Source organism: Deinococcus sp. LM3 (genome assembly GCF_002017875.1).
GTDB lineage: Bacteria > Deinococcota > Deinococci > Deinococcales > Deinococcaceae > Deinococcus.
On the sequence record NZ_MUFV01000001.1, the window covers coordinates 2,341,626 to 2,363,973 of the forward strand.

Consider the following 22,348-nt stretch of genomic DNA (forward strand, 5'->3'; position numbering starts at 1 on the left):
CGGCATGGCGGCAGTCTAGAGCAGCCGGCCAGCGCCGCACCGCGACCCATGCACCGCTGCGAAACGGATGGAGTTCCTGTCAGCCGTCCTGTGCGGCGTCCACCGGCGCGGGGTCGGCTTCTGCTCGGGATTCGGTGGCGCGGGGTTCGGTGGTGCCGCGCGCGGCGGCGTCCCCGACCTTCCAGTGCACCTGCCGCAGCAGGCCCCGGAACAGGCGCGTCTCGGCGCTGGTCATCAGGCCCCGGTCCAGCATCGCGCGCCACAGCCGCAGCGTGTGCCGGGCGCGCACGGCGTCCGTGTACCCGATCAGCTGCATGGTCTCGCGCAGGTGCCCGTACATGGATTCCATCTCGTCGCGCGTGGCGGTCTTACGGGTCCGTTCCGGCTGCTCGTCCACGCCCTGCAGGAACTCGTAGCACACCAGCAGCACCGCCTGCGCGAGGTTCAGGCTGGCGTAATCCCCGGTCGGGACGCGCACCGTCACCTGACACTGCTCCAGGTCGCTGTTGATCAGCCCCGTCTCCTCCGGGCCGAACACCAGGGCGGGCGCGGCGGCGGCGCGCACCAGGGGCCGCACCTGCGCCGGATGCTGCGGCGCCGGCAGGTCCGCGCGGATGCGGGCGCTGGTTCCCACGCTCAGGTCCCGGTCGGCCAGCGCCTCGCGCAGCGTGGGGTAGACGCGCGCGCCGCGCAGCAGGTCGGCGGCGTGCACGGCCATCGCCACCGCCTGCGAATCCAGATGATCGCAGCGCGGCGCGACCAGCCGCAGGTCGTGCGCCCCCATGTTCAGCATGGCGCGCGCCGCCGAACCGATATTTCCAGGGGTTTTGGGGGAGACAAGGACAACGGCCAGATTCACAGCCGGGATGTTAGCGCGCCCAGACCCCCGCAGACGGTAAGCCGGAACCGGGCCGCGCCGGTCAGGGGAAGGCCAGGATCGGCGTTTCGTCCGCCACGTGCAGCCCCAGCCGCAGGTCATGCGCGAGTTCCTCCGGCGTGTCCCCCCAGGAATCCACGCTGACCCGCGTGATCCCCGCCGCCCGCAGGCGCGCGTTCACTTCGTTCAGCAGCGCCGCGCGCAGGTTCGTGTGCCGCCACGCGACCGTCACGCCCGGCGCGTCGATGCGGCCCAGCCCGTCCTCGACGGCGGCGCGGCACACGCCCACGCCCCGGCCCTCCGCGTCCAGCGCCACGACGCTCAGGTGCGAGTCGAAGCCGCCCGCGCCGTCCTCGGCCGCTTCCGGCGCCGCCGCGTGATGCCCCACGCGGTCCTCGAACGCCGCGAGCGCCTCCAGCCGCGCCGGCACGCTCACCCCGGCCAGGGGACGCAGCGTCACGCCTTCCGGGGCGTCCACGTGGCGGTACGGCACGCGGCCCTCCAGCCGGCGGTACGCGCCCACCTCGCGGAATCCCGCCTCGATCAGCGCTTCGGGCGGAAACAGGTGCCCCTCGGCAAAGGCGTACACGCGGCCCGCGCGTTCCCACGCGGCGCGCGCCAGGGCCGCCGCCGCCTCGGCGCGGCGCGGTCCGCCCAGCACGCCGCCCAGCAGCTCGGACCCGTGCGCCGGGCTGGGCCGCGTGCCGACCGCGCCCAGCACCACCTCGCGCCCCCCGTCCGGTTGAGGCGTCCCGTCCGGCCCGAGCGGTTCGTGCCGTTCGAACGCCACCCAGGCGTCCGTGCAGGCCTGCGCCATCCACGCGACTGCCTCGCGCGGCGCCTCGTACAGCGCGGCCAGCACCAGTTCCAGCTGCTCGGGCCCCAGCGCCTCGACCTGCACCGGCCCCACCCGGACCGGCCCCGCCCGCACCGACTCCGGCGCGTCGGGCGTCAGCACGTCCTGCTCCTGCGGCGCGTCCTGTCCGGCGGCGTGTTCGTCGGCGCTCACGCCTCCACCAGTCCCGCCACGGCCGGCGCGGCGCTGCTCAGCACCCGCGCGTACAGCCCCAGGTACTCGCGCGCCGGGCCGTCCCAGCTGAATTCCAAGCGCATCGCCCGCGCCGCCCGCTCCTGCCACCCGGCCGGATCGTCGAACGCTGCGCGCGCCTCCCCGCACGCCGCCACCAGCCCCCCCACCGACGCCTCGGCGAACGAGAAGCCCACGTCGGCCGGCACGGTATCCACCAGCCCACCCGTCGCGCGCACCACCGGCAGCGTCCCGTAGCGCATGGCGATCATCTGCGACAGCCCGCACGGCTCGAAGCGGCTGGGCATCGCGAACGCGTCCGCGCCCGCGTAGATGCGGTGCGCGAGCGGCTCGTTCATGCCCTGCGCGAACACCACCCGCGGATGCGCCGCCCACTCCCGCAGCGCCGCCTCCAGCGCCGGATCACCGCCGCCCAGCACCACCACGTTCCAGTCCTGCACCAGCTGCGGCAGCGCCCCGATCAGCAGGTCCATGCCCTTCTGCTCGGCCAGCCGGCTGACACTCGCCAGGATGGGCGCGCCGTCCAGCCCGAACTCTGAGCGCACCGCCGCCACCGCCGCCCCCTTCCCGCGCGGATCCGTGAACAGAGGCACATCCGGGTCGGTCGCCGGATCCCAGCGCACCTGATCCAGCCCGTTCAGGATGCCGCTCAGCCGCCCCGCCCCCTGAAGGTGCCGCATCAGGCCCTCCAGGCCCTCCCCGAACTCGGGCGTGGTGATCTCACGCGCGTACGTGGGACTGACCGTCGTCACCTGCGACGAGAACACCAGCCCCGCCTTCATCAGGTTCACGTCCCCGTGAAATTCCAGCGTCTCATGCGTGAACGCCCACTCCGGCAGGCCCGTCCAGCCCATGGCGTCCATCAGGTTCCAGCGGCCCTGGTACTGCAGGTTATGCACGCTGAACACCGACCGCACCCCCGAGAGGCGCGCGTGCGCCACCACCAGTCCCGCCTGCCAGTCATGCCCGTGCAGCACGTCCGGCCGCACCCCCAGCTGCGCCAGGACCGGCAGCACGGCCCGCCCGAACAGACTGAAGCGCCACACGTCGTCCGGGTGGTACAGCCCCGGCCGGTCGAAGCACGACAGCCCCACGAACACGAAACGCACCCCCGCCCGGCGCACCTCACCCACCCGCACCTCCGGCAGCGGCGGCTGACCCGCCACGCCCGGCAGCGCCCCACGCCAGACCAGCGTCACGTCGCCCGGCACGTCCGCGTACCACGGCGAGACGACCGTCACCTCTGCCCCCAGCCCGGCCTGCACCGCGGGCAGCACCCCCAGCACATCACCCAGACCACCGGACCGCGAGAACGGGAACACCTCGGACGCCACGTGCACGACTTGCATACCCAGCACTGTACCCGCCGCGCCCCCCGAAGCGCCCGCGTTTGACAACGCCCGCCCCCGTTGCTACACTTCCCCTCGCCTGAACGACCGGCGCGGCACAGGCGCCTGAGGGCTCTTAGCTCAACGGTCAGAGCAGTCGGCTCATAACCGATTGGTTGCCGGTTCAAATCCGGCAGGGCCCACCAGAAACGGGCGGTTAGCTCAGTGGTAGAGCATTCGCTTCACACGCGAAGGGTCGTAGGTTCAAATCCTATACCGCCCACCAGATACAGAAAAACACCCCGCTCAGGCGGGGCTTTTTCATGCCCCGAGCGGGGCGGCTGGCGCGAAGTGGCGCGGCCGCCCCCACCGGGTCACTTCATGCCGGCATTCCCGGTCTGCTTAACCGCCTCCATGCGCCCCAGCGCCTCCAGCCACTCGGCCTCACTCAGGCTGTCCAGGGACTGCCCGTTAAACCGGTCGGCCAGAACTTCCCGCATGGCCTCGGCCTCCAGCAGGCTGGCCCCTTCACGGCCCAAGCGTTCCAGAATCGGGTCCAGACCCATCGAGCGGCTGATCGTCATGCCCCACGCTACCCCCGGCTGCCGGCCGCGCAGATGAACGTCGGCCCGCCACGGCCTTCATCTGCCCGCCGCATGCGCCTGCCCCGCCCCCCGCATCCCGTATGCTGAGCAGCGATGAGCGCCGTGATCCACCTGCAAGCGCTCGGGCTGACCGAATACGAAGCCCGTGCCTACACCGCCCTCCTGGCCCTCGGGCGAGCCGTGCCCGCCCGCGTGGCCCGGCAGGCCGGTATTCCCCGGCCCAAGATCTACGAGACGCTCGAACGCCTCGAGGGTCGCGGCCTCGCCGCCAAGGTCGGCCAGAACCCCCTGGAATACGCGCCCCTCAGCGCCCGCGAGTACCTGGCCCGCGCGCGCCGCTCCTTCGACGACCGCCTCGGCGCCCTCGACCGCGACCTGTCCCGCCTCGCCCCCGACCCCGCCCCGGAAGCCGTGTACCACCTGCACGGCGAGGCCGCCATCCGCAGTCTCTGCGAGGACCTTACCCTCAACGCCCGCCGCAGCCTGTACATGGCCGGCGAGGCCAGCTTCGCCGACCGGCTCGAACGCCTCACCCCCCGCGGCGTCGAGCTGCACCGCACCCCCCTGACCGACCTGCCCAGCGTCGCCGCGCACGGCCAGCGCGCCTTCCTGCTCGCCCGAGACGGCGAGGCCGCCCTGATCGCCCACTTCATCGACGAGGGCGGCAGCGGAGAGGCCCACGGCGTGCACACGCACAACCCGGTCATCATTCACCTGATCGAAGGGTACGTGCAGCTCGCCGCGCAGACCACCGCCGCCCGCACCCCGGCCACCGCCGCCACCGACCCCGCTGCCCCAGCCGACTGACCGGAGCGCCCCGGCCCGCCGCAGTTGACAGGTCGGGAAGTCGCTGTTAATCTATCTGAGCCTCCGACGAGGCAAGAGGGAAAAAGCGGGGCTGTGGCGCAGTTGGGAGCGCGTCTGAATGGCATTCAGAAGGTCAGGGGTTCGAATCCCCTCAGCTCCACCAAGGAACGCCCCCGCCCGCAGGCGGGGTTTTTTCAAGGCGATGTAGCTCAGCTGGTTAGAGCGAACGACTCATAATCGTTAGGTCCCCGGTTCAAGTCCGGGCATCGCCACCAAACACAGGAATCCCCGTCCAGCACGGGGATTCTTCGTTTTGTATGCAGCTCATGTGCTCGGCTCAACGAGCAGTGATCGTTTACTCCAGTACCCACCAGTCGGGGCGCGCAGAGCGGCGCCGCCGGGTCAGCGAGCTTCCGGGTGGTCAGCGAACCACCTGGAAGCCGTATCAGCGCGTCGAGGGAGGAGGGGCGTGCTGTTCGCCCCTCCACGTCTCTGAAGGCTGGCGGCCGGTCATACGGACTCCGATTGAATGGGCTTTGCAGCCCATTCAATCCGAGCGAAGCGAGTGGGAGCAAAACGGGTTCCGGACGTGGAGTCGGCAATCCGGTGAAGTTCCGGATGGTCGGCGAAACAAACGGAATCCGTATCAGGTGGGCGCCGGGTGTGACGCGTCTGGCCGGTAGCTGCTGGCGACCTGCAAGGCGGTGCGGGCGTTCTCGGTGAGGCGCTGCTGACCGTAGGCCGCCAGCACGAGCCGGAAGAGTGCTTCCGGGTTGCCTCCGGCCAGACTGGGTTCCCGCTGCGTGAAATGCTGCATCAGGGCGTGCAGTTCCGACGGTGGAATCTCGGAGAGTTTACGCGGCCCGGCTTCTCGCAGGCGCACCGGGGGGGCGCCGCTGACGCGAACGATCTGATCGACGTACCCAGGAAGGCCGGTTTCGCGGGAGAGGATCAGCGTGCCGTCCTTGAGGGCGCGGGTCATGGCCTTGTTCAGCAGGCTCTTGGTGGTGACGCCGAACCGGACGCCAGCCGCCTGACAGTACAGCTGGTACGCGCGGCGGCACAGCACCGGGCCCTCGGCGGCGATGATCTCCCGCAGCCCCTCGATGACCGGCGTGAACGAGTCCACGCTGCGCGGATCGGTGAGCGGGCGGCTGGCCCAGACGGTGTACGGCTCCAGAAGAACGCTGCCCGGCGTGGCGCTGGGGGCTGGTGCGTCAGGGACAGTGGCCGTGGCGGTGCCAGTCTCTGCAACGGCCCCACTCTCTGCAACGGTCCCAGGCTCTGTCGCGGTCCCAGGCGCCGTATCGGGGGTGCCTGGGTCGATCACCTCGCTGGCGGTCTGCTCGATGGGTTCGTGCGCGGCGCTCTCGGCGCGTCGGGCGGCCTCCGGGGATACCTCGGGGGCAGGTTGCCCCTCGGGCGCGGGTGTGTCGGGCGTGTGGTCGGGGGAGGGGGCGTAGTTGCGGGGGTCGCCTTCCGGGTACACGCCGCGCCGGTCCAGGGTCGTCCAGAGATCGGCGAGCGCGGCGTCCGGGTCGCGGGTGAAGGTGCTGCCACGCACCCGCCAGAACTCCATGCCGGCCCGTTCGAGCGTCTGCTGCCGGGCGAGGTCCGCGCGGTACCGTTCCGGGCCGTGCCAGTGGTCGCCGTCGCACTCGACCGCGAGGCGGCCGCGCAGCCCCTCCACGACCAGGTCGATGCGGTACCCGTTCAGTTCGTACTGCGGGATGACGCGGTAGCCACGGTCGACCAGTTGAAGGTACACGTCCACCTCGAACCACGAGTCGAACGGGGCCGGTGCGCGCGTCTGGCCTCGCCCGGTGCGGCCGGCGAGTTCGCGCAGGTCGAGGATCTCCTGCCTTGGGAGCGGACGCCACCCGGCCAGTTCGGGGTTCTGCACGTGCCGGATCAGGGCGGCGCGCAGGTCCCCGGCCCCCAGGTCGTCCGGGGTGACGCTGTGGAACAGCCACAGCTGGTCGCGGGCGCGGCTGACGGCGACGTTGTAACGCGGCTGGAAGATCCGGTCGTCCATCGCGACGGTCCTGGCGCGGCCCTCGCTGGGCGCGGCGACCATGCTGAGGAAGATCACGTCACGCTCGTCCCCCTGGAAGGAGTACGCGTTCCCGCAGACGATCCGCCGCGCATCAATCTCCGCCTCGCTCAGTTCCCGCTGGAGCAGGGCGTTGATGTGCTCGGCCTGCCTGTCCCCCAGGAGGCTGATGACGCCCATGGTCTTGCCCCGGTACGTGGGGTTGGCGACGCACGCCCTGATCTGGTCCACGATCGCGCGCGCCTCGGCGGGGTTGACGTTGTTGTCTTTGCCAGTGGTGATGCCGTCCGGGACGTGCTGCGCGATCAGGGGTTGCAGGCGGTCCGCGCCGAACTGCCGCAGCGCGATCAGCGGCTCGGTGTACGAGAGGTCGCTGCTGAACTTGATGATCTCCGGCATGCAGCGGAAGTGCTCACGCAGCGCCAGCACGCCAGGGTAGGCGTACTTCGTGAAGTCGTACAGGCTCGACTGCGGCGTGCCGATCACGTGCGTGGCCGGGAAGTCATGCAGGTACTTCCGCACGAGCGTGTCCACCTGCTCGGCGGAGATGCCGACCCCGTCCGGGGAGATCTGCTTGTCGTCCCCGACCACGATGAGCTTCTTCGCGATGTACGTCAGGAATAGCGCCTCCGGGCCGGACTGCGACGCCTCGTCCACGATGACCACGTCGAACATCCCCCTGGACGGCGCGAAACTCTCCGCGACGAGGTGCAGCGGCATGATCCAGGCGGGAATGCTGTCGCGCGCCTGCGTCAGGGACTGCCGCGCGACCGCCATGAACTTCCCGGCGTGCTTCCCGGTGCCCTTCCCGACCTTCTTCACCGCCTGCTGCCACGCCACGAGGTTCGCCTGCTGACCCTGCGTGAGCCGGTCGAGGGTGTTCCGCCACGCCTTGACGGCCGCCAGCTGCCCGAGCGTCTCGCGCTCCTGCTGCCGGACGTCCCGCAGCGCTGCCCGGACGTCCTGCTCCGCCTCGGGGCGGGTGATCTCCCTGAGCTGGGTGTCCGCATGCGCCCAGCGCCACGCAGCTTCCAGATTCGAGAGGCGGTCCGCCCACACCGCCGAGTCTAGGTCGTCCAGCAGGGCAGCCGCCAGCAGGGGCGCGCCCTGCTGCAGGCGTGACAGCAGCGCTCTCTGATCGTGCAGGGCCGCGGCGCGCCGGTCCAGGTCGGTCAGGTGCAGGTACGCTGACCCGTACGCCGCTGCGTCGCGCCCCTCCAGGCTGCCGATGAGGTCCTGCACGACGGAGTGGACGTTCCCGGCCGCGCGCAGGCCCTCAAGGTAGGGGAGGGTCTGCTCGAGCGCCTCACGGCTCACCCGCGCCGCGTGCTCTGCGTCCGCAGCGCGCAGGGCGGTCACCAGCGCGTTCAGTTCGTTCTCGTTCCACCACTGCGGCTCACCCAGGCCGGGAATGCCGCCCAGCGCCTGCCGCGCCCGATCAAGTGCGGCCTGGACGCTGCTCAGGCCGGTCAGGAGCGTCAGTTGCTCGGCCAGTTCCGCCAGTTGCAGGCGGCGGGGTCCGTCCGTACTGATCCCCTGCGCCGCCCAGAGGTCCTTGAGGCCCGTCCACTTCTTCTCCAGTTGCAGCAGGCGCAGCAGGTCCTGCACGATGCCGCTGTTGTCGGCCGCGCGGCCACCCACAGTCAGGGCGTCCCTGAAGTACATCCGTTCCCGCACGGCGGCCGGCTTCCCGAACAGGCCCGTCCACTTCCCGCCGGCCTGCAGGTGCCTGATCACCTCGCGCGCGTCCGCCTCAAGCTGCTCCGGGGCGCGGCCGCCATGCCCGGCGATGACGTTGGCTTCCATCCACTCGGCTTCCTTCTGAAGTTCCGGCAGCAGCTCCTGCGTGCGGGCCGCGAGGTCCTGCCAGCGCGCCCACTGCCCCTTGAGCAGCGCGTCCACGGCGCGGGGCAGCCAGGTGGACGGACGGCGCCGGGCCGTGCCGGCCTGCGACTGAAGGTCCTGCAGGGCGCGCAGCAGCGCCTCGCGTCGCGCCGCGCCTGCTTCCGTCAGCGGCGTGAACGCGGGCGCGTCGCGGCCCTCGCTGCGCGCTGCGGCCACCTCCTGCGCCTGCTGCTCGGCCCGCGCGAACTGCACGAAGTCCTCGGGGCTCGGCAGGCGGCCGGGTTCCGGGCGGCGCAGGCGCAGACCCCTTGCCTCCTCTTCACGCACGTCCCGCAACCGTTCGAGCAGACGTCCCGCGTCCCCGTCCGGCAGGGGGGCTTCCGCGCCGCTCGGGTTGAACTCCAGCACCCACTCGAACCGGGGTTCGTGCGCCCGGAGCTGCTCGCCGATCTGCTGCGGCGTGCCCCGGTACCCGTGCAGGTCCAGCGAGCCCGTCTCGCTGAGCCGCAGCGCCTCCAGTTGATCGAGCAGGTCGTTCTCCTGCTGGCGCAGCCGCTCGAGCCGCTTCCCGAGTTCCTCCTCCTGCCGCGCCTCGGCCGCCGCGTCACGGTGCTCCTTGCGGCGGATCATCTCCCCGACAGAGCTTTCCAGCATGGTGCGGGCGTCGCTGTCGCCGCGCAGGTGCGTCACGCACAGCGCCGCCAGTTCCGGCGGGAACTTGTCGCGCAGCACTTTCAGGGCGCGTTCGGTGTGACTCGTGACCAGCACCCGCTGGTTCGTCGCGAGCAGGTGACTGACGAGATTCACGATCGTGTGCGACTTGCCCGTGCCGGGCGGCCCCTGCACGAGCACGCCCCGCGCCCGGCCGATCCGGTCGACGATGCTGCGCTGCGCGTCGTTCGACGGTAGCGGAAAGTAGACGGTGCGCGGCCCACCGGCCGGGTTCTCCATGGGCGGCACCAGGTCATGCTCCCCCATGAACCGCTGCGCGGCGTCCGGCACGCCGGCCTGCTCCAGCTGCTCGATCACGCTGTCGTACGTGGCGGCCAGGGTCCGCTCGCCGCGCCTGCGCAGGATCAGCGCGGGCGCCCAGTGCACCACCGGGTTCCCCGTGGCCGCTCCCGGCGGCCGAAGGTCCGGGATGAACTCACCCTCACCGGACGCGGAGTTCGCCCAGGCGTTCAGGGCCGCCGGAACCCCCGCCGGGTCCCAGACGTCCTCCTGATACTCCGCCAGGATCGCCTCGGCGTCACCGGCCCGCACGCGGTGCTGCGGGTCGAGCATGTCCTGCTCCAGCAGGGCCCGCGCTCCGTCCGTGGACGGCACCACCGACAGCACCCCCTGCGCGGGATCGAACTGCAGGTGCACCTGCGCGGTGATCAGGTGACGGTCCACCGCGTACTCCCCGTCGGGCCGCCAGCGCAGCGCCCCGAACCCCAGGCGCAGCTCGAAGCGTTCCCCCTCCGCCTGAAGTCGCTGATGCAGGTCGAACAGCTGCACGTACCGCTCGTGCACACTCAGCGCGCGGCGCTCCCCGGTCGCCCACGCGCGCCACTGCGACTCGAACGCCTCCCAGGCGGCCAGCACCTCCGGTTGCTCGTCCAGGAACAGCGTGCTGCGGATGAGTTGCGGTTGCAGATCGTCATCCAGAACGGTCTCTCCCACCACCCGCTGCGTCTGGATGACAGGTGCCGCGTCCACCCGGCGCAGATCGCCCGTCACCCAGTCCGTCAGGAGGGACGGCAACGTGGGCACAGGCTGACGGGACGGGCGGCGGATACTCAGCCACGTCTCCCCGATCCGGTCGGGTTCCGCGTAGACGGGATTGAAGATCTCCGGCTCGTTCGGGAGGCTGTGCAGCCAGACCAGCGTGGCGTCCTCGTTCGTGCGCTGCGGCTTGAACTTCAGCAGCGTGAACTCTTTGAGGTACTTGTAGAACCGCTGCGTGCGGTCCAGTTGCAGGGAAGTCGTCATGCAGGAGTCCTCTGGGTGAAATCAGGAAAAACGGCGGTGGGAAGGCAGAATGTCGCGGCCGGAGCCGCCCATGACCAGAGTCTGCCACGTCCGCACGGCCCGTGCAGACCAGATTCTCACGGCCACGCAGGCGTGCGGCCTGGACCGGGTGCGCGCGTGAACACCGTTACAGTGGCCGCATGAAGATCCAGGACGCCCCGACCCCCCACCTGATGCGCCTCTGCCAGGACGACAACGAACTGGCCTCCCTGCCGCTGCTGGGCCTGACCACGCTGGAGCAGGCGTACGAGGCGTTCCCCGCGATGCCGAGACGCAACGTCCGGCGCCTCTGGGCTGGCCGGGCACGGCTCGTGCAGCGCTGGGACAGGATGCAGGGTGTGGTGGCCGACGGTAGCGGCGCCGGTGGGCGTCACGGCTGAACAGCGGACCGGGACTCCACGCCGGAACCCTACGCCAGCACCACCTCGGGTTCGTCGTCCTGATCGGTCAGGTTTCGCTTGGCCCGGCTCATGGTGAAGGTGATCGACTCGCCCGAGCGCAGGACGGCCTCCACCTCCTCCCGGAAGGACGCGGGAACGCCCGTGCCGCTCAGGTGAATCCAGCCACGGCTGCGGCTCAGCGCCACGAACAGCTGATTACGCATGGTCACGCTGCCCTCCTGGGCGGCCACCTCGTCCAGCCCGACAATGTGCACCATGTCCGCCTCGTTCCCCTTGGCCCGCGTGACGTTCGTGACCGTCAGGTGGCCCGGCAGGCGGAACCCGTTGGGGTTCTTCTCCCGCCAGTTCTGGGTAGGAGGCACGTTGCCACGCAGGTTGCCCGCCACGTACACGTCCAGCCCTTCGCGCCGCAGGGCCGCGAACGCCGCCTCAATGGTGCGGTCAGGGTAGCGGCCCAGGCAGATCACCAGCTGCCGGTCGAGGCCCAGGCCCTCCACCTCCAGGGCGTGCCGGACGTTCCGCGTCAGCGCGGCCAGTTCCTCGTTCCGGCTGGTGTAGGTGTGGAAGTCGATCAGGGGAGACGGGTCAAGACGCGCGATCAGGTTCGGGGATTTCTCTGGCGGTCGCGTGATAGTGATCGGGCCGCGTGAGCGCATATCACCTTCTACCGTGTATCCGATCTTGCCCCAGCTCTCCTTATCGGTCAGGCCGGCAACCATGCCTTCGGGACGCATCAGCCCCATTCCCAGGGCGTGCGCGGCGACCAGGATCGGACCTGGGGTGCGGTAACACACCCGCATGACCTCATTCTTCTGGATTCCTCCTCGGTACGACACGCCACCAGTCAGCACCTGGCTGAGCTTCTCCCCGAACAGCTCCCGGCCTGTCGGGATGGTCAGGCTGTCCAGGCTCTGCGCCTCGTCATAGGCCCAGATCAGGCGGCGGGCGGGCAGCTTCCCAGTCGGTTCTCCCAGCAGGGGCTCCTCACCCTGAACGGGTCGCAGGGAACGGTACGCCATCCAGTAGAAGGACTGACGGTCCTCGTACCGCAGGGCCGGATCGTCATCCACGAGGTCCTGCCCCTCGTCGATCAGCACGGCGTCGAAGATCTCCATGTCCAGACTCCGGCGGTCCACCTCGGTCAGCAGTTCGCGGGCGCTGAGGACCACCCCGCCCGTGGGTGACGTGTTGCGGCCTCCGTTGGCGGCTTTCACGTCCGTCACGTTCATGGGGGTCAGGCCCAGGTGCTCGGCGACGGTGCGGTAGAAGCCCGGCTGGTCCCGGCTGCCCCAGGCGTGCAGGATGCGGATGCGGTGCCGGGCGTCCACGTACCGGACCTGCCCGTTGCTGTGGACCCGCAGCCAGTGATCCACCTGCATCTGCATCTGCTCGTACAGCGCCCGGCAGAAGAACACCAGCGCGATATCCCATTCCGGGTGGCGCAGGTGCATGTTCGCGGCCTTCTGCGCCAGCAGCACGGTCTTGCCGCTCCCGGCGATGCCGCGGATGCGCTGCACGCCCGGCGGGATGGTCTTGGCGATCTTCTCCTGCTGAAGGTCGAACTCGCGGCGCTGTTCCGCGGCCCTGGCGAGCATGTCGATCTTGCGCAGGCCGGTCCGGGGGGCCGGTGCGGGTGGAGCCGCCACGACCGGGGCCGGGAGGCTGCCGCCGGTTCCGAAGGCGGACAGCAGGGTGCGGAAGGTCTCGTCATCCAGCGCCGCGCCCGAGCGGACGCAGGGGGTCTTCTCGATGGCCTGCTCGAACTTAGCGGCCGTCAGCTCATCCCCGAGGACCAGTGGCGTGTCGCTGAACAGGAAACTCTGCCCGCCTGCCGTCCACTCGTCGCGGGTCACGCGGGGCAGGCACACCAGCGCCCGCACCGGAACGCGCCCGAGCGCCGCGTGATCCCGGATGCGTTCGATCACCACCCGCGCCTGCCGCTTGGCCTGATCGTACGGTTCCAGGGTGTCCTTCCCGAAGTAGGGGGTGCGCAGCCGCCACGCGAACCCCTGGATGCTCTCCACCTGACTCATGGGAATGTTCTTGACCTCGATCACCACGACGCCCCACTCGGGGTCGAGCAGCAGCAGGTCGGGTTCGCGCAGCTGGCCCTGGCGGGTGTTGAGGGGGTAGCGCCAGAACACCACGGTGTCCCGTTTGCGCAGCGCTGTTCTGAGGGCGTCTATGACCTGCAACTCGCCGTACTCGCCCGGATCCCCGGCACTCTCCGTCACAATGAACTCTGACATCCGGGTGACGTTACTCCAACCACGGGGCGCGCGTGATGTAAAACGCCCATCAGCACGAGAAAAATTCGACAATTGCCCCTGGCGGGGGTGAGGTACTGACCACCTGGACGGCACGTGTCTGATCACCGAACCCGGCCGGGCCGCTGGCTGCAGATGGGGACGGCGGGCGGCGCTGCGGCAGGTTCGCTTGAGTCGGGCCGGGAGGCAGGTCATAACAGGGGTATGCGGATTCCTTTCCTGCTGTGTCTGTCGCTGTTGCTCCTGCCGGGTGCGGGCGCCGTCGAGCGCATTCCCGGTACGACCACGTCGTACTCGGTGTCGCGCGATCCGATCACGGACGTGAATACCGGTTTCGTGGTGCTGCCGGAGATCAACGACACGACCGGCCAGACGCGGTTCATCCTGCGCTGCGCGAACTACGACCGTCAGGAACTGTGGGCCTGGATGAGTTCCAAGTTCGAACTGTCCAGTCAGGACGACGCCGACACCGGCATCAAGCCGGCCGTCACCATCCGGCTGGGCGACGACCCGCCCACCGTCCTGAGTGACAGTGACCTGTCGGTGGTGTTGAACGGCGACGAAACGGTGGACAGGTCGGCCATCGGGTTCAACGGGGCGGTGGTGCGCCGCATCGTGAACGGCCTGAATGCCGGGAAACGTCTGGTGGTGCGGGTCAACCGGCCCAGCGGCGGGCAGGCCCTCACGTACACGTTCCCCGCGTCGGGCGTGAGCACCGCCTGGGCGAAGGTGAACGGCTGCGCGCCGCAGCGGCCGGGCGCGGGGAGCGCCACGCCGAACCCGGTGACGGTCACGCCCGCGCCCGGCGCGCAGGCTCCCAAATTCACCCGCTGGTACTTCACGACCTGCCGGGACGCCAGCAGCGGCGTGACGCGCACGGGCCTGACGGCCGGGCGGGCGCACCTGTGCGACCTCGTGATCGACACCGTCCCGAACGGTGCGCGCCCTGTACGCGCCGAGTTCCGCTACGAACTGGAATACCGTGACGCGGCGCGCAGCGGCAAACTCACGCTGGACGCCACGGATGTCTGGCCCCCGGCCGGCGGCACCAACACCGCCCTGCGGCAGAGTGGCAGTCAGCTGATCTTCACGTTGCCGCTGAACGTCCGGGCCCGCGCCGACCGCGTGTACACCAGCCTGAACGTGACGGCCACCGTGTACTTCAGCAACGGCACCAGCAAACGCGTGTACGAACCGCTGCCCGTGCGCCCCTGATACGGACTCCGATTGAATGGGTTGCAAAACCCGTTCAATCCGAGCGGACTCGTAGAGCTGCGCAGCAGAGCGAGTAGGAGAAAAACGGGTTCCGGGCGTGGAGCTGGCAGATCGGTGGTGTTCCGATCTGTCAGCGAAACAGACGGAATCCGTATGATACGGCTGGCCCCGGCTGGCCCGGTCAGTTGCCGGGGGTGTCCGGGGCGGCCGGGGTGACGGGTGGAGTGGCCGGGATGCTGGCCGGGTCGGCGGCAGGTGGGGGCGTCTCCGCCGGTTCCGGCGTGGGTGCCGGCGGGACGGGGTCGCTGGTGGGCGTGCCGGGTCCCATGTCGGTCTGTGCGGGACCACCGGGTGTTTTGGGAGCCGGGAGGGGCGGCTCGATGAACGGCAGGTCCGGCTCGGGCGTGACCGTGTCCGTGGGCGGCGTGGCGGGTGCCGTCGGAACTGGGGCGGACTCCGGCGCAGCGGCACGGGCCGGAGCCCCGCCGGCTGTGGACGTGGACCTGACCGGCTGTGTCGGTCCCGTGGGGCGGCCCCCGGCCGGCCGGGTCTGCGTTGCCTGGGTCTGCGCTGCCTGGGTCTGCGCTGCCCGGACCTGCGTCGCCTGGGGCTGGGTTGCCTGGGGCTGCGTCGCCTGGGCTGCAGTGGAGGCGGGCGTGACGGTCACGGTGACGCGGGGCGCGGCGGGGGCCGGGATCGGCCGGGGCGTCACCGTGGCCGCGACACGCGGAGCCGGGCGCGCCGCCACGGGAACCGTCGGCGTCTCGTCCGGGACGGTCGCCGCCGATCCGACCTGCGCGGGGACAGCGGCGGTCTGTGCCGGAGCGGGAGCTTCACGGCCGCCCAGGGTCAGGGCCGCAGCGGTCAGTGCGGCGACGGTCAGCAGGCCCCCGGCGATCCAGGGCACGGGCAGTGCGCGGCGCGCCGGCCTCACCTGCGTCGCAGCGGGCGTGACCGGCGCGCCCGCCGTGTGGACAGCGGGGGCCGGGGCAGGTGCAGGAGGGACCGGGCCGGGCCGGGGGTCCGCCATGACCACCTCGGTGATCGGGCCGCGCGGGACGGCCGGGCCGGTCAGCAGGACCCCGTCGTCCGGTTCCGGACCGTCCTCCGGGTGGAATGGCTCGACCGGACTGAATTCCTCGACTGGCCCGAACTCCTCGACTGGCCCGAACTCCCCGGCCGGCTCCAGCTTCTCGGCCGTGGCCAGATCATCGACCGTGGCGAACTCCGCGACCGGGCTGAACTCCCTGACCAGACCGAACTCGGTATCCAGGCTGAACTCATGACCGAATTCGGTGTCCAGTCCGGCGGGTTTCTGCGGACCAGGGTCGCCGGTCGGGACTGCGGCCAGCGGTTGCGGTGTGCCTGTGCGCAGGTCCGGCGCGGTCCACAGGGTCGGGGCCGTTTCCGGTACCGGCAGGGGCAGCCGGGCATGCAGGGACGCCGTGCGGGCCGGCAGCGGTGCGGTCCGCCGCTGCTCGCTGCTGCGGCTGGCGGCCACGCCCGTGAGCGTGTCGATAGCCCGCTGCACGGCCTCCTGGTGCTCGGCCGTCTGCTGCTGCGCGCCGGGAGGGGTGTTCAGGGCGTCGAGGTCGCGGCCCAGGTCGCGGGCCTGCCCGGCCAGGAGCAGCTGGTCGGCGGCGTGCCGCACCCGGACAGCCAGCCCGGCCCCGACCGGCAGGGGCTCCTGCTGGCGGGCCGCGACCTCCTGCGCCGCCAGACTCAGCCCGGCGCGCAGGTCCTCGGTCACGGCTTCCAGCTGCCGGGCCGGGTCGGTCCAGGCCTGCGGGTCGCGGGCCAGCAGCGTTTCCAGGCGGGTCTGCATGGCCTGCATCATGGAGGCGCGCAGGTCATCCTCGGACAGCCGGGAAGTCCGTTCCGGCAGGCGCGTGTCCTCCACGCTCAGGTACGGGCCGTGCGGGTTCAGGCGCAGCGTTTCGGGTGCGCGGTACCGCGGCGGCGGCACGAATCCGATCTCCAGCGCGTACCCCTGATCGGTGCTCAGGGCGTAGGTGCCCTGCGCGTCCGTGCGGGTGCGCAGTTCGCTCTGACCCGCCTGCGCCCACACCTGCACGCCGGGCACGCCCTGACCGTCCAGGGCGCTGAGGACCCGGCCCCGCAGGAACGACAGCCGGGCCGGGCGTACGTCCAGCCGCGCGATCAGGGTGGCCGGGTCCAGCCGCGCCGGCCCGTCCTGCCGGACCGGGGCGCGCAGCGCGCCGGCCAGGGCGTCCGGGTCGCCGCCCGGCACCAGCGTGATGTCCGGCAGCGGCAGTGTGTCCGGCAGCGGCGGGGCGTCCCGGTCGGCGCCGGTCGTGACGAGCGTGACCGTGAGGGCCGCGCCGCCGGGCAGCAGGTCCCGCAGCCGCGCCGCCAGCGCGAGCGTGCCGGGCCGGTCACCGTCCAGGTCGATCAGGTCCGCGCCGCCCGGCCCGAGCAGCAGCGCCGGCACCCGCCGGGCGTCCGGGCCGGGCAGCGCGACGTTCAGCAGCGCACTCGTGCCCGGAGCGGCGCGCAGCACGCGCCCGAGCGCCAGGGCCAGTTCCTCGGTCAGCGCCGGGTGCAGCGTGCCGGGCCCGGTCAGGAGGCGGGCCGTCAGGTCGGCTGTCAGGTCGGCCGTCACGCGTCCCGCCTGAACCCGGACAGCCGGGTCGGAACCGGAAGGACAGCGGAACGGAAGGAGAACCGGGCGGCGCAGCAGGACATTGCCGTGAGTCTAGAGCAGTTCCCCGAAAGCCAGCGCCAGAATCGAGGCCAGCACCAGAATCGAGGCCAGCACCAGAATCGAGGCCAGCGCCGCAACCGAGGCCAGCGCCCACGCCGAGTCCAGCGGCAGACAGGAGCCGCGCGCTGACCGCAACTGCAACCGGCACCGGCATTCAGGGTGGCCCGGCGCGCCTAGAATGCCTGTCATGTCCGATGGTTCCCCCAGCATTCCCTCCACCCCCCTGACCCGCGGCGAGGTGCCGCGCGACGCGCTCGTGGCGTGGCTGAACGAGTACCTGAACGTCGGCGCGTACCCGGACCCCAGCCTGAACGGCCTGCAGATCGGCGGGACCGACGTGATCCGCCGCGTGGCCGTCAGCGTGGACACCAGCCTCAAGACCCTGCAGCACGCCGCCGACAGCGGCGCGGACCTGCTGATCGCCCACCACGGTCTGTTCTGGGGCCAGCCGCTGGCCGTGACCGGCCCGCACCGCGAGCGGCTGCGCACGGCGCTGTCGGCCGACCTGAACCTGTACGTGTCGCACATTCCCCTGGACGCGCACCCGGAAGTCGGGAACAACGCCATGATCGCCCGCGCCCTGACCCTGCAGAACCTGCGGCCCTTCGGGGACTGGCAGGGGCACAAGATCGGACTGGCCGGCGAACTGCCGTTCGAGCAGACCCTGCAGGACTTCGCGGACCGCGTGCAGAAACTCACGGGCGAGATCTGCCTCGTGCACGGCGGCGGCCTGTCGCCCACCGTCAATCGCCTGGGCGTCCTGAGCGGCGGCGGGGCGGGCAGTGTCGCCGAGGCCGCCGCGATGGGCCTGGACACCCTGCTGACCGGCGAACCCGAACACAAGCACTTCCATGACGCCTTCGAGTACGGCGTGAACGTCGTGTACGCCGGACACTACGAGACCGAGGTCTTCGGCGTGCGCGCCCTGGCCGCCCGCCTGGAAGACGAGTTCGGACTGGCATGGCAGTTCCTGCACCACCCCACCGGCCTGTGACTGGACCCGTCACCCACCCGCCCGGCGGTCTGTTCATCTCCTTCGAGGGGCCCGAGGGCGCGGGCAAGAGCACGCAACTGGCCCGCCTCGCCGCGCGGTTACAGGCGCACGGGCGGGCGCACACCGTCACCCGCGAGCCCGGCGGCACCCCGCTGGGCCTGCGGGTCCGTGAAGTGCTGCTGGACCCGGCCCTGATCATCGATCCGCTGCCGGAATTCCTGCTGTACTCGGCCAGTCGCGCCCAGCTGGTCCGCCACGTTCTCCGTCCGGCGCTGGAACGCGGCGAGGTCGTCATCTGCGACCGGTACGCCGACTCCAGCCTCGCGTACCAGGGCGGCGGACGCGGCCTGAACACCGCGCTGCTGGAGCAGATCACGCGCGAGGCGACTGGCGGGCTCACGCCGCACCTGACGGTCCTGCTCGACCTGGACCCGGCCGTGGGCCTGGAACGCGCTGCCCGCCGGGGGCAACCCGACCGGCTGGAGCAGGCGGACCTGGACTTTCACCGCCGGGTCCGGCAGGCCTTCCTGACCCTGGCCGCCGCCGACCCGCCGCGCTTCCTGACCCTGGACGCCACGCAGGATCAGGACACCCTGGCGGGCCTGATCTGGCCGGCCGTGCAGGCCCGTCTGCCCTGATACGGACTCCGATTGAAGGGGCTGCAAAGCCCGTTCAATCCGAGCGGACTCGTAGAGCTGCGCAGCAGAGCGAGTAGGAGCAAAACGGGTTCCGGGCGTGGAGCTGGCAACCCGGCGATGTTCCGGTTTGTCGGCGAAACAAACGGAATCCGTATGACGCGACTGGCCTGACCGACTGCCCTGAGCGCAGGACGGGTCAGCGGCGGGTCGCGGCGCGGCCACTCAGGCCGGGATCGACCTTCAGGCCCGGCACCTTCACCTCGAATACCGTGCCCCAGCGTTTGCCGGTCAGCAGCAGCGTCCCGCGTTCCGGCACGAAGGCAATGCCGTTGGGCACGTCGTCGAAGGTCAGCGGCTGCCCGGCGCGGGTGGCGGCGGCGCTCGCCTCGCGCGCCAGGGCGCTCAGGTCCAGCCACGCCGTGACCCGGCCGCTCTGCGGGTCGATGCGCGCCACCCGGTCGGTCAGCCACACGTTCGCGTACACGCTGCCCTGCACGTACTCCAGTTCGTTCAGGTTCCGGACCGGCTGTCCCTGGTCCGTGACCCGCAGGCTGCGCGTGACGCGGAAGGTCTTCGGGTCCCGCCACGTCAGCGTGGACGAGCCGTTACTCATGATCAGCTGCCGGCCGTCGCTGGTCAGGCCCCAGCCCTCGCCGGAGTACCGCAGGCGGCCGGTTTCCTTCAGGGTCGCCGCGTCGAAGGTGAACGCCACCCCGTTCTGCCACGTCAGGTGGTACGCGACGTTCCCCAGCACGGTCACGCCCTCGCCGAACGCGGTCGCCAGCGGCGTCGCCGTCTGCATCAGGACCCGGCCGGACTTCAGGTCCACGCGCCGCACCCCGGACTTCCCGATCTGCCCGGTACTCTCGACCAGCACGCCGCCGCCCAGGTACTGCAGACCCTGCGTGAAGGCGTCGCGGTCATGCGGATAACGGGCCGTGACGGCAGGGACCAGCGTGGGCACGGTCGCGGCGGGCGTCGTCTGGGCCGCGCCGGGCGCAAGAAGGAACCCGGCTACCAGCAGGGGAGACATCAACAGGGAAAGGACACGCGCACGCACGCCCCCATGGTAGACGCTGCGCGGCCTCCGGGCCTCCCTTTACACTTCCTGAATCTGGCACGCCATGAAGCTGCCACTGCCTGAATCTGGCGCTGCCGGTCAGGGGCGTTCCAGGGCGCGGCGCGCGCCGTCACGCACCGCCGCGTGCGGGTCGTCCAGCAGCGCCCGGACGTGTCCCGGTTCACCCCACTGGCCCAGCGCCCAGGCGGCCGCCTCGCGCACCTCCCAGGCGGGGTCCTGCGCGCCCAGCAGCAGCAGCGGCCAGCCCTGCGGCGCGCGGGTGTTCCCCAGGACCGTCAGGGCGTTGCGGGCCATGCCCTTGCGCCGGGGCCGCAGGAACGCCGTGCCCGCCCACTGCCGCTCGAACTCGCGCTCGCTGACCCCGAAGAAGCGGCTCAGGTCCGGGTGCGCCAGCTGCGGGTCGGGTTTCAGCAGGCGTGCCAGCGGCCCGGCCTTCACGGTCCAGGGGCAGACCTCGCTGCACACGTCGCAGCCGAACAGCCAGTCGCCCACCCCGGCCCGCAGGTCGGGCGGCACCGGCCCTCGGTGCTCGATGGTCAGGTACGACACGCAGCGCCGCGCGTCGATGGCGCGGTCCGGGCCGATCGCGCCGGTCGGGCAGGCCGTCACGCAGCGCAGGCAGCGGCCACAGCGGTCCGGGTGGGCCGCGCCGCCGTCCGGGGCGGGCAGGTCGGTCAGGACGACCGCCAGGGTCACGAACGCGCCCAGCCCGGTGTTGATGGTCATGCCGGACCGGCCGCGCCAGCCCAGCCCCGCCCCGGACGCGAACAGCCGCTCCATCACCGGCCCGTGGTCCACGTACCCGCGCGCCCGCACGCCCAGCGCCGCCGCCTCCTGTTCCAGGCGGGTCAGGACCGGCTGCAGCTGATCGTGGTAGTCCGGCGTCCAGGCGTAGCGCGCCACGCGCCCCACCCGCACGCCCCCGTCCGGCACCGTGGGCGGCGCGAAGGCGTGCGAGACGCCCAGCACCAGCACGCTCCCCACGCCCGGCAGCCGCTGGGACGGGTCGGCCCGCACCGGCAACTGCCGTTCCAGGTAGGTCATGCCCGCGTGCCGCCCGGCGTCCAGCCACCCCGCGTACTCGTCCACCGCCGCGCGCGGCACCTGCGCGGGCGCCCACCCCACGGCGTCCGCCCCCAGGCTCAGGGCGAGGTCGGACAGCCGGTCATGCGGTGAGGCGCTCATCGCCGCGCAGTATGCCGCGCCGCCCGCACCGCAAAGGGGAGAGGCCGCACCCTGAGCGCGGCCCCCCCGGCGGCAGTGGTTACGCGGCAGGAGTTATACGGATTCCGTTTGTTTCGCCGACAATCCGGAACTTCACCGGATTGCCGGCTCCACGTCCGGAACCCGTTTCTCTCTTACTCGCATCCGCTCGGATTGAACGGTCTTTGCAGCCCATTCAATCGGAGTCCGTATTACGCGGCGGTGGTTACAGCGTCTCCTTGGCCAGCGCCCAGGCGTGCTCGAACACGCCGCCGCGTTCCGGGCGGGCCATGACGCGCGCCAGACCCTCGGCCAGCGTCATGGTGGGCACCACCACCTCGGATTCACGGTTCACGCCGTCCCAGCGGCATTCCAGGCGCACCACGTCGTTCCCGCCGCTGGTCTCGGCGCTCAGGGCGAAGCGCACGCCGTCGCCCAGCAGCTCCGCGCCGCACAGGTCGCCGTTCTCGCGCCCGCAGCGGCCCGAACGGAACGTCACGCCCCGCAGGTCCGTCCAGCCCAGCGTGCTGGCAATGAAGCCCGCGTACAGCCGCGCCGGCAGGTCCTTCTTCCCGGCGTGCCGCACGACCAGCCGGTCGATGCGCGGCAACTGCCGGGCGGCGTCCGGGCTGTCGAACACCTGCGCCAGCGCCTCACGCCACGGCGCCGAGCGGCTCCAGCCCAGGTCCGCCAGCGCGTAGTGCCGCGAGGGCGGCATGTCCAGCGTCAGGCTGTCCACGATCACCTGATCGGCCAGATCGGTCAGTTCGGTCAGCAGCGTGCCGCCGGGCCGGCTGTCCGCGCCCCACCACACGTGATTCACGGTGGCCGGGCGGATCAGCGGCAGGATCGCGCCCTGAAGCTGCTCGGGACTGGCTTCCAGCGTCAGGCGCTCCACGTACAGCCCGCCGCGCTGCGGCACCAGACTGGCATGGACGGTCAGGTCGTCCGTGCCGTCCATCACGCCGATGATCTGCCGTCCCGCGTAGCGGCCTTCCAGGCCCGCCAGGGCTTCCTGCACGCGCCCCAGGTGTTTCTTGACGGTCAGCGCGATGATGTTCCCGGTGTACGCGCGGGTCTCGACGTTCGTCTGCGCCCACAGTTCATCCAGGGTCATCTGGGCCTTGCGGACGGTGGTGTCCACCGGGCCCAGCGGTTTCAGGTCCGTTGCGTAGGTCATGGGCAGCCTCCGGGCAGGCGGATGGCGGACGGCGGATGGCGGATGGCGTGGGGGAGGTCCATCACCCG

Annotated in this window: 16 protein-coding genes and 4 tRNA genes; 9 read left to right on the top strand and 11 right to left on the bottom strand. The window is 71.3% G+C overall.

All coding sequences use genetic code 11. The features are described 5' to 3' along the window. Nucleotides 1-79: 79 nt before the first annotated feature. The 3 genes from BXU09_RS11000 to BXU09_RS11010 all read right to left on the bottom strand — a co-directional run bounded on the left by BXU09_RS11000 (nucleotide 80) and on the right by BXU09_RS11010 (nucleotide 3,274). Complete coding sequence (locus BXU09_RS11000; protein WP_078302493.1) at nucleotides 80-859, bottom strand: RNA methyltransferase; 780 nt, start codon at nucleotides 857-859, stop codon at nucleotides 80-82. A gap of 61 nt (nucleotides 860-920) precedes the next feature. Continuing rightward, nucleotides 921-1,886 (bottom strand): hypothetical protein, encoded by a 966-nt coding sequence (locus tag BXU09_RS11005; protein ID WP_240501185.1) that lies wholly within the window; start codon nucleotides 1,884-1,886, stop codon nucleotides 921-923. Continuing rightward, nucleotides 1,883-3,274 (bottom strand): glycogen/starch synthase, encoded by a 1,392-nt coding sequence (locus BXU09_RS11010; RefSeq protein WP_078304972.1) that lies wholly within the window; start codon nucleotides 3,272-3,274, stop codon nucleotides 1,883-1,885. Before BXU09_RS11010 ends, BXU09_RS11005 begins: the two co-directional genes overlap by 4 nt. A gap of 109 nt (nucleotides 3,275-3,383) precedes the next feature. On the opposite strand from BXU09_RS11010, the gene BXU09_RS11015 reads away from it, so the two are divergent. Further along, a tRNA-Ile gene (locus tag BXU09_RS11015) sits at nucleotides 3,384-3,459 on the top strand. 5 nt (nucleotides 3,460-3,464) lie between these two features. Then, nucleotides 3,465-3,539: transfer RNA gene (locus tag BXU09_RS11020), tRNA-Val, on the top strand. An 88-nt stretch (nucleotides 3,540-3,627) separates the two neighbouring features. On the opposite strand, the gene BXU09_RS11025 is transcribed toward BXU09_RS11020, so the two are convergent. Continuing rightward, nucleotides 3,628-3,837, bottom strand: coding sequence for a hypothetical protein (locus BXU09_RS11025; protein ID WP_144012080.1), 210 nt, complete (start codon nucleotides 3,835-3,837; stop codon nucleotides 3,628-3,630). Between the two features lie 114 nt (nucleotides 3,838-3,951). Between BXU09_RS11025 and BXU09_RS11030 the strand changes: the two genes are divergently transcribed. From BXU09_RS11030 to BXU09_RS11040, 3 genes are all read left to right on the top strand, one after another. Then, entirely contained in the window at nucleotides 3,952-4,665 is a 714-nt protein-coding gene (locus tag BXU09_RS11030) for a TrmB family transcriptional regulator (RefSeq protein WP_078302500.1), read from the top strand. Nucleotides 4,666-4,752: 87 nt separating this feature from the next. Continuing rightward, a tRNA-Ala gene (locus tag BXU09_RS11035) sits at nucleotides 4,753-4,828 on the top strand. 35 nt (nucleotides 4,829-4,863) lie between these two features. Next, nucleotides 4,864-4,940: transfer RNA gene (locus BXU09_RS11040), tRNA-Met, on the top strand. A gap of 371 nt (nucleotides 4,941-5,311) precedes the next feature. On the opposite strand, the gene BXU09_RS11045 is transcribed toward BXU09_RS11040, so the two are convergent. Continuing rightward, a complete protein-coding gene (locus BXU09_RS11045) occupies nucleotides 5,312-10,537 on the bottom strand; it encodes an AAA domain-containing protein (protein ID WP_078302504.1) in 5,226 nt (1,741 codons plus the stop codon). A gap of 179 nt (nucleotides 10,538-10,716) precedes the next feature. On the opposite strand from BXU09_RS11045, the gene BXU09_RS11050 reads away from it, so the two are divergent. Next, nucleotides 10,717-10,956: a hypothetical protein gene (locus BXU09_RS11050; RefSeq protein ID WP_078302508.1), complete on the top strand. Its 240-nt coding sequence runs from the start codon at nucleotides 10,717-10,719 to the stop codon at nucleotides 10,954-10,956. 29 nt (nucleotides 10,957-10,985) lie between these two features. On the opposite strand, the gene BXU09_RS11055 is transcribed toward BXU09_RS11050, so the two are convergent. Beyond that, nucleotides 10,986-13,226 (bottom strand): nuclease-related domain-containing DEAD/DEAH box helicase, encoded by a 2,241-nt coding sequence (locus BXU09_RS11055; RefSeq protein WP_078302512.1) that lies wholly within the window; start codon nucleotides 13,224-13,226, stop codon nucleotides 10,986-10,988. Between the two features lie 222 nt (nucleotides 13,227-13,448). Here BXU09_RS11055 and BXU09_RS11060 point away from each other — a divergent pair, with 222 nt between their 5' ends. After that, on the top strand, nucleotides 13,449-14,459 hold the full coding sequence (locus BXU09_RS11060) for a hypothetical protein (protein ID WP_078302516.1): 1,011 nt from the start codon (nucleotides 13,449-13,451) through the stop codon (nucleotides 14,457-14,459). A gap of 181 nt (nucleotides 14,460-14,640) precedes the next feature. On the opposite strand, the gene BXU09_RS11065 is transcribed toward BXU09_RS11060, so the two are convergent. Continuing rightward, entirely contained in the window at nucleotides 14,641-17,082 is a 2,442-nt protein-coding gene (locus BXU09_RS11065) for a hypothetical protein (RefSeq protein WP_078302520.1), read from the bottom strand. 93 nt (nucleotides 17,083-17,175) lie between these two features. Next, on the bottom strand, nucleotides 17,176-17,373 hold the full coding sequence (locus tag BXU09_RS20270) for a hypothetical protein (RefSeq protein ID WP_144012081.1): 198 nt from the start codon (nucleotides 17,371-17,373) through the stop codon (nucleotides 17,176-17,178). On the opposite strand from BXU09_RS20270, the gene BXU09_RS11070 reads away from it, so the two are divergent. Continuing rightward, a complete protein-coding gene (locus tag BXU09_RS11070; protein WP_055363186.1) occupies nucleotides 17,372-18,178 on the top strand; it encodes a Nif3-like dinuclear metal center hexameric protein in 807 nt (268 codons plus the stop codon). The genes BXU09_RS20270 and BXU09_RS11070 overlap by 2 nt on opposite strands. Continuing rightward, nucleotides 18,175-18,816, top strand: a complete 642-nt coding sequence (gene tmk / locus BXU09_RS11075; protein ID WP_240501187.1) for a dTMP kinase — start codon at nucleotides 18,175-18,177, stop codon at nucleotides 18,814-18,816. Before BXU09_RS11070 ends, tmk begins: the two co-directional genes overlap by 4 nt. A gap of 196 nt (nucleotides 18,817-19,012) precedes the next feature. Here tmk and BXU09_RS11080 read toward each other — a convergent pair whose 3' ends face one another. From BXU09_RS11080 to BXU09_RS11090, 3 genes are all read right to left on the bottom strand, one after another. Beyond that, nucleotides 19,013-19,849, bottom strand: coding sequence for a glutaminyl-peptide cyclotransferase (locus BXU09_RS11080; RefSeq protein ID WP_078302528.1), 837 nt, complete (start codon nucleotides 19,847-19,849; stop codon nucleotides 19,013-19,015). A gap of 126 nt (nucleotides 19,850-19,975) precedes the next feature. Beyond that, nucleotides 19,976-21,082 carry a tRNA epoxyqueuosine(34) reductase QueG gene (gene queG, locus BXU09_RS11085; RefSeq protein ID WP_078302532.1) on the bottom strand — a complete coding sequence of 369 codons (1,107 nt, stop codon included), beginning with the start codon at nucleotides 21,080-21,082 and terminating at the stop codon, nucleotides 19,976-19,978. A 244-nt stretch (nucleotides 21,083-21,326) separates the two neighbouring features. After that, nucleotides 21,327-22,280 (bottom strand): glucose-6-phosphate dehydrogenase assembly protein OpcA, encoded by a 954-nt coding sequence (locus BXU09_RS11090; RefSeq protein ID WP_078302536.1) that lies wholly within the window; start codon nucleotides 22,278-22,280, stop codon nucleotides 21,327-21,329. Nucleotides 22,281-22,348: the final 68 nt, after the last annotated feature.